Genomic DNA, 15,396 nt, shown 5'->3' with positions numbered 1-15,396 from the left:
ACATGCCCGCAGCTCATACCCGTAAACATGGAATAAGCCTTGTTTGCGGGTATTTCTCTCTATCCCATCTAATTAAAATATCTTACACTGTGTCAATTAGTTAGTTTCAAGCAAGGACAGTGTAGAGTGCTGAATATAATTCAATCAAATCGCATGGAAGCACTGCAAGAGCTTTTTCATAAAGTTATTAAAGTTAATCCATTAACGAGTCCCTTTAAAAAAGAAATTGTGCTTGTGCAGTCACCGGGTATGTCGCAGTGGCTAAAAATAGGTTTAAGTGAACACTTAGGGATTGCCGCTCAGGTTGATTTTCCGCTGCCTTCAAGTTTTATATGGCAGCTTTACCAACAATTGCTGCCTGATGTACCCAGTGAATCACCGTATAACAAAGCTAACCTTGCTTGGAAGCTGTTTGCGATTTTACCAAACTGCATTGATGAGCCGCTGTACTTACCACTTAAAACCTATTTAGATGGTGACAGTGAAGGGCAAAAAACCTTTGCCTTGTGCGAGAAAATTGCCGACGTTTATGACCAATATTTAATGTATCGCCCCAATTGGATTGCCACTTGGGAGCAGGGCATCGATGAACTTGATGATGTTGATGTGGGCATTGCGCCATGGCAGCCAGATCTCTGGCGTAAGCTGGTGGCGCATAGTAAAGAACTTGGGCAAAGCCAATATCACCGCGCCAATATGCAAGACAAACTCCTTGCAGCCCTTGAAAAAATGGACGCAAGCCTATTACCTGAGCGCATTAGTTTATTTGGTATTTCTGCAATTGCGAGCAGCCAGCTTGAAGTGTTTCAGGCCATTGCGAAAAAAACGCAGGTATTTTTGTTTTTCTTTAACCCCAGTGAACATTACTGGGGCGACACACTCGATGAGAAAACAGCAGCCAAGATTGCTGCTAAATATGCCAAACGCCCGCAGTTACAAGCGCTTGAAGACAGCGCTAAAAACCCTGATCACGAGTATTTTTTTATTGGTAACCCGTTACTCTCGTCGTGGGGTAAATTAGGACGAGACTATTTTGAGCAGTTACTACAATTAGACGCGCAGTGGCTTGACGGATTCGATAACGAGTTTGATCAAAGCTTGTTATCGCAAATTCAGTCTGAAATTTACCAATTAGCCTTCAAGGGGGAGTCATTAACGCCTGATAAAGAATGGTTTATTAATGACGAAGGCAAATTGCCGATTCAGGCAGACGATACCAGTATTGTGCTGAGCGATTGTCACACGCCACTACGTGAAGTCGAACGACTACATGATTACTTGCTCAATCTATTCAATGAAAATAAAGCGCTAACACCAAAAGATATTATTGTAATGATGCCGGATGTTGGCACATACAGCCCGTATATTGAGGCGGTGTTTGGTGGTGCCGAAGGGCGACGTTTTATTCCTTATGCGTTAGCCGATTTAGCCATAGAACAAGAAAAACCCGTACTTAGCTCGTTTGCCAGTTTAGCTGATTTACCATACTCACGCTTTGGTGTGTCTGACATTCTTGATTTACTGCAAGTTACACAAATTGCCGAAAAGTTTAACCTTGAACCTCATGAATATGAGCAAATTGGCTTTTGGCTTGAACGCGTTGGCGTTAAATGGGGCTTAGATGCCGCACACAAAGACAGTTTTGGCTTACCAGCAATAGATTTAAACACTTGGCAACATGGCTTAAACCGCTTGTTATTAGGTGTTGCACAACGTGATGAACAACTGCCGTTTTCGGGGATTTACAGTGCCGATGAAGTTGAAGGCATGGCACTGAATACACTTAATAAACTCATTGAATTTATTGATGTACTGGCCCGTTATAAAGCCAAGCTTCAAGCTGATGCACCGCTTAACGAAAAGGCAGAAATTCTAAAAGAATTATTAAACGATGTGTACAGCGATGAAGGTGAACAAAGCTGGGATTTATTAGTACTGCAAAAAGTGCTCGATACACTGATTAAGCATTATGACAATGGCGATTACCAACAAGCTGTTTCGCAGCGCATTGTGAGTTACTTGGTTAAACAAGGTATTCAAGAAAAAGGTGTAGGGCAGCGCTTTTTAGTGGGGCAAGTTAACTTTTGTACGTTGATGCCAATGCGCGCTGTGCCATTTAAAGTGGTGTGCATGCTAGGTTTAAATGATGCAGATTACCCGCGTACCGTTCAGCCAATCGGTTTTGACTTAGTTCCATACTCAAAACGCCAAAAAGGCGACCGTTCTCGTAAACTCGACGATCGTTACCTGTTTTTAGAAGCGATTTTAAGTGCTCGTGAGAATTTATACATCAGTTATATTGGCCGTTCTTGCTTTGATAACCAACCAAGAATGCCCTCAACCTTAGTGAGCGAGCTTTTGGAATACATAGCCCGTAGTTTTAAATTTGCTGATCAAGACACTCACTTAAAGCTACCAGAGGCGCTAATTAATTATCAGCACTTACAGCCATTTAACTCGGCTTATTATCTAACAGAGAAAATTGATGACAAGCAAAAAGCAAACAAACCGTTAGCCACACAATTACACAGCTATAACCCTGTGTGGATGCCAACTCAAGCTGTTAACCCTGAGCCACAGCAAGCGCTTAGTGTTCAGCCAGAAAGCAGTGTTGAGTTAACTCAGTTTATTCGCAGTATTTGCCAGCCGCACGAGAGCTTTTATCAGCAAAGTTTGGGTTTACGCTTACCGCAATTTAACGATATCGCTAAAGATGAAGAGCCATTTAGTTTAGACGCATTACGTCGTTACTTTTACCTTGACGAAATTCTTGAAGCTAGCATTCAAGAGCAACCGCTTAACAAAGCGCAAATAATGCAGCGCGGTGAATTACCTCAAGCCCATGTTGGCGATCTTGTGTTTGAAAGTATGCAGCACCGAGTTGATGCGCTTGCTGGGCAAGTGAAAGCGCATATTCAAGGTGATGAAGCATTACCCGTTGAAGTAAATATTAAAATAGCCAACACCACTTTAGAAGGTTGGTTAAATCATATTTATGGTCAAAAACAGGTGTTTTATCGCACCGCCAGTATTAAAGCAAAAGATGTTATTCGCGGCTTTGTGCATCATTTAGCGGCGCAAATAATGGGGCAGCCGGTTGAAACCCTTATTCTTGGTTTAGACAAGCAAATTAGTTTTTCACCCTTGTCAGAAGACGATGCCCGCAGCTATTTAAACAATTGGTTTTCGCTTTATGAAACGCTCTTAACTCGCCCTGTGGCGTTTTTCCCGGTCAGTGGTTACGAGTACATAAAAACAGACAAAGATATGGTTAAAGCAAACAATAAGTTCGCACCGCAATACATAGGCATAGGTGAAGGTGAAAACCCGTATATTCGTTTAACCATAAAGAGCCTTAAAGACTGTGAAGAAGAGTTTATAAAATGGAGCGAGCTGCTGTTATCGCCAATTGTTGAATTAGCACAGGAGGCAGATCATGCAAACGCTTAATCCAATGAGTATGGCGCTGTGTGGGCAAAGCCTTATTGAAGCCAGTGCCGGTACAGGTAAAACCTACACCATCACAGGTTTGTATTTACGGTATTTGTTGGGCTTACAAAAAGCGACCGGTGAAGATGAACAATTAAATACGCCGCTGAGTGTTGAGCAAATACTGGTGGTGACCTTCACTGAAGCCGCAACTCAAGAAATTAAAGACCGTGTAAGGGCGCGTATAATCAATGCCAGAGATGCACTGCTTGGTAAAAAGCCCGATGATGAGCTGATTGAGCAAGTAATTGACGAGGTAACTGACAAACACGCCGCATTTGATTTATTAGACGCCGCGGCAAAGTCGATGGATGAAGCCGCTATATTCACCATTCATGGTTTTTGTCAGCGAATGCTGAAACAACATGCCTTTGAATCCGGCGTGGCGTTTAACTTAGAGTTTATTTTAGATGAGCGAGAGCTTATTCAAGAAACCCTTAATGACTTTTGGCGTGCCTTTGTTTACCCACAATCAAAAGAGCGCACCCAAGCAATTACCGATATTTTCCCTGTGCCAGCGTCACTGTATTCACAGGTGGTAAGTCTACTCAATAAACAAGGGGCAACGATTACCCCTGAGTATGACCTTGACGAAATATGGCAAGCGCGCGATAACTTTGTGGCAAAAGTACCAGCATTTAAAACGGCGTGCCGTGAGAGTGAATTTATTAATGCCGTAAAAGCATCTGATTTAAGTGGCTCAAAAACTCCAGGTCGTAAAAACAGCCTTGCAGCGCTTGAAGAGTATATAAACAATGATGAGCTATTTTTTGTATTTGGTACCAGTAAATACTCGTTTGAAGTATGGGGCACAGAAAATTTAAGCGATCCTGCAAATTATAAGAAAAACGGCAGCTTGCTTAGTCATGAAATGCTGGCTCGTTTTGATGAAATGGCTGAACTGAGTAGCCTTATCAATAACGGCTTGAATATTGCGATAGTGCAATACGCAGCTAAATGGGTCGCAAATGCATTAGTTAAACGCAAGCAAGAACAAGGCGTGATCACCCCTGATGACTTATTAAGTAACTTGCATCAAGCGCTTTTAAGTGAGCAAGGCCAAGCGTTAAGTGAAAAAATTGCCGCCTTGTTTCCAGTTGCCATGATTGACGAATTCCAAGATACTGACCCAGTTCAATATGGTATTTTTAGCCGCATTTATGGCATTAAAAACACCACGCTTGCCATGATAGGTGATCCAAAACAGGCTATTTATGGCTTCCGTGGTGCAGATATTTTTACTTATATTGGCGCAAAACAAGCTGTTTCAGAGGATAAGCAATACACCCTAGATACCAACTACCGCTCAAGTGAAGGGGTTGTTGATAGCGTAAACCGTTTATTTGCTAAAAATGCTAATAGCTTTATTTACAACGATGCGATCCCATTTCAAAAGGTTAATGCCAAAGGAAAACAGCAAGACAAAGCGTTTTTAATAAACGGTGAAATGCCAAGTGCGTTTGAATTTTCGGTTTTTGTTGATGAATACGCCGAAGCCAACAACAAGCCAACCAGCAAAGGGGTGGCTCAACAGGCATTGGCTTTGCAGTATACGAAAAAAATTACTGAGCTACTCAAGCAAGCTAATGCAGGCGCTGCAACCATTGCAGGAAAGCCTCTCACGGCCGCTGATATCTGTGTGTTAGTGCGTGACCGAAACGAAGCACAGCTGATGAAAACAGCACTGGCAGAAGCCGCCATTGCCAGCGTGTATTTATCGCGAGATAGTGTTTTTAACCAAGAGCTTAGTCATCACTTACTGAACTTTTTAACTGCATTGCATGGACAGTATGATGAGTCGTTACTGCGTGGTGTGCTAGCCGGGCCATTGTTTTGCTTAAGCTACAACCGCATTTATGAGCTTCATGAAAATGAAAGCGCATGGCAAGAGCATTTAAACTTTTTTGCTCAGCTTGCTCACATTTGGCATAAACAGGGCGCTATGGCGATGCTCGAGCGTTTATTAAGCCATAATCAGCTCGCAGCGCGTTGGCAAGGCTTAGGCTACAACGTTGAACGCTGGCTCACCGATTTCCGTCATTTAGGGGAAATCTTACAGCAAAAGCAAATTGAGCTTGAGGGCACCCACAGATTGCTGCGTTGGTTTGCGCAAAAAGTCAGTCAACAAGATGGTGAAGCGGTGCAAGTACGCCTAGAAAGCGATGCTAATTTGGTGAAAATTGTTACTATGCATGCCTCAAAAGGCTTAGAGTACCCGATAGTATTCATGCCGTTTGCCTGTGGCTATCGCGAAAGCAAAGAAGCCCTTTATCATAAAGACGGTAAGCTTATTTATGACCTTGCTAAAGGTGACGACGCAATGCAAAAAGCCGAGCAAGAGCGCTTGGCTGAAGATTTACGCTTACTTTATGTGGCATTGACTCGTGCCGTGCATTTTTGTTCAGTGGGTATGTATAACATTGCCCAAGGTCGCAGTGCTCGCCCTGGTATTCAAAGTACCAGTATCGGCCACGTATTATTTGCAGGGTTAGAGATTAAATCGGGCGATGAATGGCGCGCGTTGTTACAACAATTTTGTGATGGCTCTGCGCACATGCATTATGAGGCGTTTAGCCAAGCAGATGAGCTTGAAAAGTTAACATTTGCTGGTGCAGACAGTGAACAAGCCTATCAAGTTAATACTGTAAAAGCAGACATTCAGCGTGATTGGCGCTCAACCAGCTTTAGTAGCTTAACGCTGAAAAAGCATACTGATCATATTGAGCTTGGTCGCAGTGATGAAGATCACGAAAAAGATGAGTTTTTAGCCCAAAATGCCAATGCTTTAACACCTTACAGCTTCCCTAAAGGCGCAAAGCCGGGTAGTTGTTTGCATGAAATCTTTGAGCAATTAGACTTTACTGACCCTTATGCGTTAAAGCGTCCAGCCACTGAGCAAGACGACCACGCACTTGATAAAGTGATCAAAACGTTATTCGAAAAATACCATATTGACGATAGCTGGCAGGAAATGACCGAGCAGTGGATCCTTGCTGCACTGAATTGCCCATTAAACGATAAAGGGCTTAGTTTATCAGTACTTGAACCTGATACCTGTTTGGTCGAAATGGAATTTAACTTACCGCTGTTATCACTCTCAAGTGATAAGCTTAACCAAGTGTTAGTAAAACATTTTAACTTACCTGGTCAGCTTGATTTTAGTGAGGTGCAAGGCCTACTAAAAGGCTTTATCGATTTAATATTTTGCTGGCAGGGTAAGTATTATATTCTTGATTATAAATCGAACTTTTTAGGCAATAGTGCGACTGACTACCAACATGAGCAACTAGAGCAAGCCATGACCAGTCACCAGTATCATTTGCAGTATTTGATATATACCGTGGCATTGCACCGTTTATTAAAACAACGTATTCAAGATTACGATAGCGATATGCATTTAGGCGGTGTTTACTACACCTTCTTACGTGGTATGAGCGAAGGGCAAGGGGTGTATTTCAATCAGCTAACAAAACAGCAAATAACTGAGCTTGATAGCTTATTCGCACAAGGAGCCATGCTATGAGTCAAATGACATTCGGCTTTGATGACCATGAGCCAAACGAGCCAATGAATAAGCAACCAGAACAACATGCCCAAAGCGATTCAGTGTTGCCTGCTACAGAACTTAAAACACAGCCTTTACTGAGTTATTTGCTGGAGGCAAAACGTATTCGCTTAGTTGATGTGAAACTTGCAGAGCTATTGACTGGCACAGAAACAGTAGCCGGTTCACAAACACTGATAGAGAGTAACGAAGCAGCGCACAGTGAGGTTTTTTACCTGATTTTATTGCTTGCGGCTGCGCAGCAAAGTCAGCACAGTTGTTTAGAGCTGGTGAATATAAACTGGCAAAACCCGTTTGAAATTAAACAGCAAAGCCTAGCTGATGCCAGCATTGCAGCCCCTGATGTTTTAACCCCGTTTGATATGGAATTTGGCCTTGCTGAAGCCGTTGATAAACTAATGAATGCTGAGTGTGTCGGGGACGACAAACCACTGCTATTGTTTGCGAATAAACTTTATTTTGCCCGATTGGCAGAGTACGAAACCACACTGGCCTCGCGTTTACATCATTTAGCAACGAAAGAACTCGCACTTGATGAAGCCGCATTAAAGGCATTACTTGAGGTGTATTTTCCTAGCAGTGAACATACAACCAACCCAAGCGATCCTATTAAAACATTAAACTGGCAAAAAGTAGCCTGTGCGATTGCTGCAACAAAAGGCTTTAGTGTGATCACTGGCGGCCCGGGTACAGGTAAAACCACCACTGTAACTAAGCTATTGGCCATATTACAATCTTTGTATGCCAGTGCGCCGCTAACAATTAAGCTGGTTGCACCGACAGGTAAAGCGGCAGCGCGTTTAACTGAGTCGATTTTAGGGGCAAAGCAAAAGCTCAGTATGATCCCTGATAATATCGCGCCACTTATTCCTGACAGCGCGCAAACGATTCACCGTTTACTGGGCGTTATTCCGCATACCAATAAGTTTCGCCATAATAAGCGTAATCCGCTGCATTTAGATGTACTGATCATTGATGAGGCATCGATGGTAGATTTATCGCTTATGGCAAAACTAATTGAGGCATTACCGAGTCATGCAAGACTTATTTTACTGGGTGATAAAGACCAATTAGCTTCGGTTGATACGGGTAGTATTCTCAGCGACCTATGCCAAGGGTTAGAGCTTGGCAAAATGCCTGATTACAGCAGTGAAAGAGCAGCGCAGCTTAATCGCGTTTGTTTTAATAATCAGAGCGAAATACCCGCGGCGAGCAGTCATTTTGTACTTAACGATTGTATTGCGTTTTTACAGCAAAGTTATCGTTTTGATGGCAGCAGCGGCATTGGTCAATTAGCACAAGCTGTAAATACCAATAACAGTGGCTTACTAGGCTACGTTGAGCAAACGATTAATCAAGGTGGCTTTAAAGACCTTAAACTTAATTACAGCGTAATTAGTAAACCGATTGAGCAATTTGTGCAACAAGCGGCGTTGCAATATCACGATTATTTGCAGCTTATCCAGCAAGGGGCAAGTGTTGCCAGTGTGCATAAAGCATTTGCGCATTATCAGTTGTTAGCTGCAGTCAGAGAGGGAGATTATGGTGTAAATAGCCTTAATCAGCGTATTGAAAAAGCACTGGCTCAACAAGGTTTAATCTTACCATATCAAAGGCATTACGTGGGTATGCCAATTATGATCAGCCAAAACGACTACCAGCTAAAACTGTTTAATGGCGACATAGGTATTTTAATGCACGATGAGCAAGGTCAGTTAAAAGCCATGTTTGTTGATGAGCAAGAAAATATTCGTGCCTTTTCGCCCGCGCGTTTACCTGCTCACGACAAAGTGTATGCCATGACAATTCATAAGTCGCAAGGTTCTGAATTTGCTTATACAGCAATGATTTTACCACCAATAAAACAGGCTAATCAGGGCATTAACAGGCAGTTGGTTTACACGGGTATCACCCGCGCGAAAACCACATTTGAGCTGGTGGCCGATAAAAATGTATTGCTCATGGCAATGAATAAATCTGTTACTCGTGCATCAGGTTTATACGATAGGTTAAAACATGAAGCTAGTTAAAGTAACGAGTGACCAACTCAACGAGTTAATGGGTTGGTTTAACTCAGAGGCTGAACTGCGTATTTGGTCTGGGCCATTTTTTAATTACCCATTTGATACGCAAAGCTTTAAGAATGATTTAAACCTATATGCGCTGAATTCCTACACGTTGATTAATGACGAGGGCCAGATGTTAGGGTTTGGTCAATACTATTTACGTGAAGGTCGTTGCCATTTAGGGCGGCTAGTTATCGCGCCAAGTGAACGTGGTAAAGGTCTTGCAAAAGTGTTGATAAATTTACTAGGAGAGCAGGGTAAACAGCAATTTAACTGCGATAGTTTGTCGTTGTTTGTGTATAGCCACAATAGCCTTGCTAAAACAGCCTATGAAAAACTGGGTTTTATACAAACCCAGTATCCAGCGGACATGCCACTCGATGGCTGTATTTATATGACTTGCTAAGAGCGTTTAAAGCTGCTTTTACGAAACAGGTTAGGTTGCCAGCCAAAGTGTATGGCGCCTAATCTTAAACATACCGTCACAGCAAATGCGCCAAGAATGCACCAAATATAACTCACCTCAAGGGTGAATAAAGCTGCGTAAGTTAACCCGCCAGATAAGCAAGCGGTTGAATAAAGTTCTTCGCCCATTACTAAAGGCACTTCTCGGCAGATCACATCACGCATCAGGCCACCAAAAATACCTGTGGTCATACCCATGGTGATGGCTACAACCATATCTGCGCCGCCGATCAGTGCCTTTTCGATACCAATAATGTTGAAAATAGCCATCCCTACGGCATCCATTAATAGCATTGTGGTGTTACTTAAATCGGGTAAGTGACGAATAGATAAAATAGACGCGAATATGGCTATATAAGTTGCGTACAAATAATCGGGCTGAGCTATCCAAAATACTGGTTTGTTAAGCAATATGTCTCGAAGTGTGCCACCACCCAGAGCTGTGACTGTGGCAACGACCACCACACCAAAACCACCGACACTTTTTTCATGGCCCAGCAAGGTGCCAGAAATAGCAAAAAACGCTACACCGATAATGCTTAAAAAATGAAAGTATTCTGATGTCATGGGGTTTCCTTACCTGTTTATAGTAATCTAACCCTAGCAAAATGAACTTTATTGATGCTGAACAGCTAAGAAAATAGGGCGGGTAGTGATGTCACCCGCCGGTAAGAAAATTTTTATTATTTTAGGTAATCAACCACTAATTGCGTCATTGCATTTACGCCAAGCTGTAAAGCTTTTTCGTCTGCAAAAAAGTGTGGTGAATGGTTACTGGGTGCTGTAACCGCATCTTGACCTTCTGGTGTGACACCTAAGAAAAAGAACATGCCTGGTGTTTCTAAGGCGTAGTAACTAAAGTCTTCGGCACCTGTGATAAGTGGCGTTGTGATCAGGTTTTCTTTGCCAACCACACCAGCAAGAGTTGGTGTCATTTTCTTGGTTAATTCAACATCGTTCACTGTTACTGGGTAACCATGGTCAATGTGAACATGTGCTTCTGCGCCCCCTGATTCAGCTACCATCTCAGCGGTTTTAGCTAAACGTTTTTTAATGTCAGCACGCATTTCTTGGTCAAAGGTACGAATTGTGCCCACCATTTCAACCTCATCAGGGATGATGTTGTTACGCACACCGCCATTAATGGCACCAAATGAAACCACAGAAGGCGCTTTGGTCACATCAACTTGGCGAGAAGCAATGGTTTGTGTTGCCATGATAATTTGTGATGACGCCACAATTGGGTCAACCCCATTCCAAGGGCGTGAGCCGTGAGTTTGGCGACCTTTTACTGTAATTGTAAATTTGTCGGCGCTGGCCATTAGCGGCCCTTCACGAAAACCAATTTGTCCGGTATTAAGTGAGCTGGTTACGTGTAAACCAAATACGGCTTCTGGCTTTTCTTTAAATAAGCCTTCTTTAAGCATCAGCTCTGCACCGCCTTCTTCGCCATCTGGTGCACCTTCTTCAGCAGGTTGGAAGACAAACAGAATATCACCAGCTAGTTGGTCTTTAATTTTTACTAAAGACTCAGCTGCTGCCATTAAAATAGCCACATGGTTATCATGACCACAGGCATGCATTACGCCAACGGTATTGCCTTTGTACTCTGTTGTTTGAGTTGACGCGAAAGGTAAGTCTACTTGCTCTTTTACAGGTAGTGCATCCATATCTGCACGTAGCGCAATAAGCGGACCTTTTTTGCCCCCTTTAAGTTTGGCAACCACACCGGTATGAGCCACACCTGTTTGAACCTCAAGGCCTAACGAACGTAAATGCTTAGCCACGTATTTGGCTGTTTCAAACTCACGGTTACTAAGCTCTGGGTATTGGTGTAAATGACGGCGCCATTTAATAACTTTTTCGCTGACGCTTTTATTGGCAGATTTAAGTTCAGTATTAATATCACTCGCAAATGCAGGGGTAGAAATAGCACTGAGAAGTAGGCTGGTCGAAAGTAGTTTGTTTAACATCCCGTATCCTTTTATTATTTAGATATCCAAACAACCTGTGAAACGCTGAATTCTGCATTTTGAGGTGGCTTGGATATATGCACACTACACCAATGTAAAGGATAAACACTTGAATGAACAAGACCTTTCGGTAATTAACCAAGACAAATGGTTTAAAAATCGCACACAATTATTTAGGGACAAGCTAGTAAAAAATGCTAAATTAATCACCTTAAATGCTGGTGATGCATTGTTTTTGCGTGGTGATGAAAATACCGGTCTGTATTGTGTTATTAATGGCGTGCTTAGAGTTTCTGGGGTTAATAGCCAAGGCAAAGAAGCCGTGCTCAGTTTTGTAACCAGTGCTATGTGGTTTGGTGAAGTTGCTCTGTTTGATGGTGGTAAGCGCACCCACGATGTGTATGCTCAAACTGCGGTACGACTTTTACACGTACCTGAGCGGGCATTAAGCCAGTTATTACAAGAAAGCCCTGCATATTGGCATGATTTTGGGCTTCTGCTTACCAATAAAGTGCGAAACCTGTTTGACTCATTAGAAGATCACGCACTCCTTACAGCAAAGCAAAAGGTAAGTAAGCGGTTGTGCATGCTTTATCAATCGTCACTCCAAAGCTGTTTGCCGCTTACCCAGCAACAACTTGCCGATATGACCTATTTAACACGGCAAACTATTAACCAAATATTACAATCCCTGCAAGCTGATTCAATTATTAATCTTAAATATCAAACGATTGAAATTATTGATATAGATAAATTGCAATCTCAAAGCTAGCTTGGAACTAAAATTGCTACAAGGTTGTAATCAAGCTTAAATGGAAGACACTTGTGGCAATTACATTTCATAATCAATATAACCCTTATCACGCTTCGGCTGTTGCTAAGCTGTCGCAAACGGCTCGCACTGAGGGTGTGAAAGCCATGCATAAGCCTGCATCTTCAGCACAACAACTTTTACAAAAGCAGTCTGAGTCCAGCTCTTTTTTAGCGCAGGCACAAGAAGCTTTGGTTTATCAGCGACTCGGGGTTGATAAAGAGAAAATTGATGAAATAAAAGCGCAAATAGAGAAGCTTGCTGAACAAATGCAACAACAAGGTGCCGATACTAAAGCACTGCAAGAAAAAATGAATGAGCTGCAAGCGATGCTCGATGAAGAGTATCAAAAAGGTCGCGAACGCATGGATATGCGACCAGAAGCTGAAAAAGGCAAAGTTATTGATGCGCTGGTTTAATGTGTGAGTTTAAGCTAGCTACTTTAAATGTCGGCTAGTTGACATTCTTGATGGTAAATTTTCTGCTAATCTGAATTTTGAACACAGTTTTGGCAGGAAAAACAATGAAAACATTAAAACAACAACTGACAAATTACGCCCTTTATCACCGTTCTAAACGCAATATTTACACTCACTTTATTGGCATTCCATTAATTGTGTTTGCAATTATTTGTTTATTACAACGCGTCACGCTTATCTCAGAGCCTGCCGTTATCTCTTTAGCAACCGTGGTAATTGCACTCACCTGTCTTTATTACTTAATGCTTAGCTTATCTATGGGGTTAATTATGGCTGTATGCTTAAGTTTGTTAAGCATTGCTGCTGAGCCTGTGGTGTCGCTTTCAACAGAGTTATGGCTAGCTGTGAGCATTGGCAGTTTCGTTGTTGGTTGGGTGTTTCAGTTTATTGGTCACTATTTTGAAGGTAAAAAGCCAGCCTTTGTTGATGATTTAATTGGTTTGGTCATAGGGCCGTTATTTGTATTAGCAGAGTTTTTGATTATGCTTGGTTTTTATAAAGATATTGCTGATCATATCGAACAAAATGCAGGGCCTAACAAAGCATAACAACAATAATAAGGAACACACATGCAATTAAATGGTAAAACAGTTTGGGTTACTGGGGCATCTTCTGGAATTGGTGAGGCACTTTGTGAGCAATTGGCGGCAAAAGGGGCAACGCTAGTACTGTCTGCCCGCAATGAGGAAAAACTCAACGCTCTTAATACAAGGCTCGGTGGTAATCATCATGTGGTCGCTCTTGATTTGGCAAAGCCCGAAGCCTTACTTGAAGATATGCCAGCAGTGATTGAGCGAATTGGCCGCATTGATGTGCTTATCAATAACGGTGGGGTGTCGCAGCGTAGTCTATTTTTAGAAAATGAATTTACTGTTTATCGCCAACTGATGGAAGTAAATTACTTTGGTTTAATTGCTTTAACTAAGGCGGTCGTACCACAGATGGTGAAGCAAGGTATGGGCATGGTGGTATCAATTAGCAGTGTAGCGGGTAAAGTCGGTTCAAAGTTCAGAACTGGGTATTCGGGTTCTAAGTATGCGGTTGTCGGCTTTATGGATTGCTTAAGAGCAGAACTAGCCGACAAAAATGTGAATTGCCTGACTATTTGCCCGGGTTCAATTAAAACAGCCATTGCGCATAATTCGTTAGATGGCCAAGGTAAACCGCAAAATAAGCCAGAGGAATCAATTGAAAACGGTATGGATGTGGCAAAAGCGGCTGCAAAAATGATTAAAGCCATTGAAGCCGAGAAAGATGAAGTTGTTATTGGTGAAGGAATAAGTGGTTTAGCACCGACTATCAAGCGTTTTTTCCCGGGCTTTTTTAATCGCCTCACAGCAAAAATGAACTACAGATAATTTATAGTCATTTGTTAGCGAATGATTCTCAGTAAACAATGCGCAACTTGGGTTGCGCATTTTTTGTACCAAATGGTCGGATTATTATCACTTTAATCGATAAAAGGCACTAGTTTGCTATGGTTAAACGGGGATGGATTAGCATACAATGGGGTAAAAGTAGTCCAAACAAGAGAGAACAACAATGGCCGCATTTGGTACTGTATTTATGCCACAAATGATCCAAGCACGTTTTGCTGATAACTCATGGAGTGAAAGCGCGCTGGTCCCATCTGATAAAATCGAATTACATGCGGGTGCTCACGTATTACATTACTCAAGCACCTGTTTTGAAGGATTAAAAGCATTTCGTCACGAAGATGGCTCGGTCTATATCTTTCGTATGGATGCTAACATTGCTCGTATGAAACAAAGCTCTAAGTTACTCAACTTACCTGACTTTGACGAAAGCATGCTTGAGCAAATGATCAAAGACATTGTAAAAGAGTACGCAGACGAAACACCAACACCGCCGGGTTCAATGTATATTCGCCCAACTCACATTGGTACAGAAGCGGCAATCGGTAAAGCGGCTGCACCGTCAATGAGTTCCTTGCTTTATGTATTGCTTTCGCCAGTAGGTGATTATTTCTCAGGCGGTGCTACAGCATTACGTGTATTACTTGAAGAAGACGGCATGCGCTGTGCACCACACATGGGTATGGTTAAAAGTGGTGGTAACTATGCAAGTGCATTAGGTCCAATCTTAGAAGCTCGCTCAGAGCATCAAGCAGACCAAATTTTATTCTGCCCTGGTGGTGATGTACAAGAAACTGGTGCTGCAAACTTCATTCTAATTGATGGTGATGAAATCATCACTAAAGCACTTGATAGCACATTCTTACACGGTGTGACGCGTAATAGTATTTTAACGATTGCTAAAGATTTAGGTATGACAGTATCTGAGCGTAACTTTACTGTGTCTGAGTTACTAGAAAGAGCTGCTAAACCAGGTACTGAAGCTGCGTTATCAGGTACCGCTGCGGTACTTACCTCGGTTGGCACACTTATTCATAACGACCAAGAGTTTAAAGTGGGGTCGGGTGAACCAGGTGAGAAAGTTGCTAAATTACGCCAAGCATTGAATGATATTCAATGGGGTAAATCAGCAGATACTCATGGCTGGTTAACAAAAGTATAATCGCTTAGCA

Annotated in this window: 10 protein-coding genes and 1 pseudogene; 9 read left to right on the top strand and 2 right to left on the bottom strand. The window is 42.3% G+C overall.

Annotated features, from left to right (window positions below):
- Window positions 1-126: 126 nt before the first annotated feature.
- Genes recC through AADY36_RS09485 form a run of 4 tightly spaced genes read left to right on the top strand, consistent with a single transcriptional unit; the run spans window position 127 to window position 9,526 of the window.
- Window positions 127-3,450 carry an exodeoxyribonuclease V subunit gamma gene (recC, locus tag AADY36_RS09500; RefSeq protein WP_054561305.1) on the top strand — a complete coding sequence of 1,108 codons (3,324 nt, stop codon included), beginning with the start codon at window positions 127-129 and terminating at the stop codon, window positions 3,448-3,450.
- Complete coding sequence (gene recB / locus AADY36_RS09495) at window positions 3,437-7,012, top strand: exodeoxyribonuclease V subunit beta (protein ID WP_342408897.1); 3,576 nt, start codon at window positions 3,437-3,439, stop codon at window positions 7,010-7,012. Before recC ends, recB begins: the two co-directional genes overlap by 14 nt.
- On the top strand, window positions 7,009-9,084 hold the full coding sequence (recD, locus tag AADY36_RS09490) for an exodeoxyribonuclease V subunit alpha (protein WP_446728735.1): 2,076 nt from the start codon (window positions 7,009-7,011) through the stop codon (window positions 9,082-9,084). The genes recB and recD overlap by 4 nt, the downstream gene beginning before the upstream one ends.
- Window positions 9,071-9,526, top strand: a complete 456-nt coding sequence (locus tag AADY36_RS09485; RefSeq protein WP_342408896.1) for a GNAT family N-acetyltransferase — start codon at window positions 9,071-9,073, stop codon at window positions 9,524-9,526. The genes recD and AADY36_RS09485 overlap by 14 nt, the downstream gene beginning before the upstream one ends.
- On the opposite strand, the gene AADY36_RS09480 is transcribed toward AADY36_RS09485, so the two are convergent.
- Window positions 9,523-10,152: a trimeric intracellular cation channel family protein gene (locus AADY36_RS09480; protein WP_062565213.1), complete on the bottom strand. Its 630-nt coding sequence runs from the start codon at window positions 10,150-10,152 to the stop codon at window positions 9,523-9,525. The genes AADY36_RS09485 and AADY36_RS09480 overlap by 4 nt on opposite strands.
- A 116-nt stretch (window positions 10,153-10,268) precedes the next feature.
- Window positions 10,269-11,558, bottom strand: coding sequence for an amidohydrolase (locus AADY36_RS09475; protein WP_342408895.1), 1,290 nt, complete (start codon window positions 11,556-11,558; stop codon window positions 10,269-10,271).
- 109 nt (window positions 11,559-11,667) lie between these two features.
- Between AADY36_RS09475 and AADY36_RS09470 the strand changes: the two genes are divergently transcribed.
- The 5 genes and pseudogenes from AADY36_RS09470 to AADY36_RS09450 all read left to right on the top strand — a co-directional run.
- Complete coding sequence (locus tag AADY36_RS09470) at window positions 11,668-12,330, top strand: Crp/Fnr family transcriptional regulator (RefSeq protein ID WP_055021052.1); 663 nt, start codon at window positions 11,668-11,670, stop codon at window positions 12,328-12,330.
- A 53-nt stretch (window positions 12,331-12,383) separates the two neighbouring features.
- Entirely contained in the window at window positions 12,384-12,788 is a 405-nt protein-coding gene (locus AADY36_RS09465) for a hypothetical protein (RefSeq protein WP_342408894.1), read from the top strand.
- Window positions 12,789-12,892: 104 nt separating this feature from the next.
- On the top strand, window positions 12,893-13,396 hold the full coding sequence (locus tag AADY36_RS09460; protein ID WP_239963665.1) for an Mpo1 family 2-hydroxy fatty acid dioxygenase: 504 nt from the start codon (window positions 12,893-12,895) through the stop codon (window positions 13,394-13,396).
- Between the two features lie 21 nt (window positions 13,397-13,417).
- Window positions 13,418-14,206 carry an SDR family oxidoreductase gene (locus tag AADY36_RS09455; RefSeq protein WP_054561314.1) on the top strand — a complete coding sequence of 263 codons (789 nt, stop codon included), beginning with the start codon at window positions 13,418-13,420 and terminating at the stop codon, window positions 14,204-14,206.
- 178 nt (window positions 14,207-14,384) lie between these two features.
- Window positions 14,385-15,386 (top strand): annotated as a pseudogene (locus tag AADY36_RS09450) (branched-chain amino acid aminotransferase); the annotation flags it as partial.
- Between the last annotated feature and the right edge of the window lie 10 nt (window positions 15,387-15,396).

Source organism: Pseudoalteromonas sp. D15MCD-2, from assembly GCF_038562745.1.
Taxonomy (GTDB): Bacteria; Pseudomonadota; Gammaproteobacteria; order Enterobacterales; family Alteromonadaceae; genus Pseudoalteromonas.
This window is presented reverse-complemented; position numbering and strand designations above follow the sequence as displayed.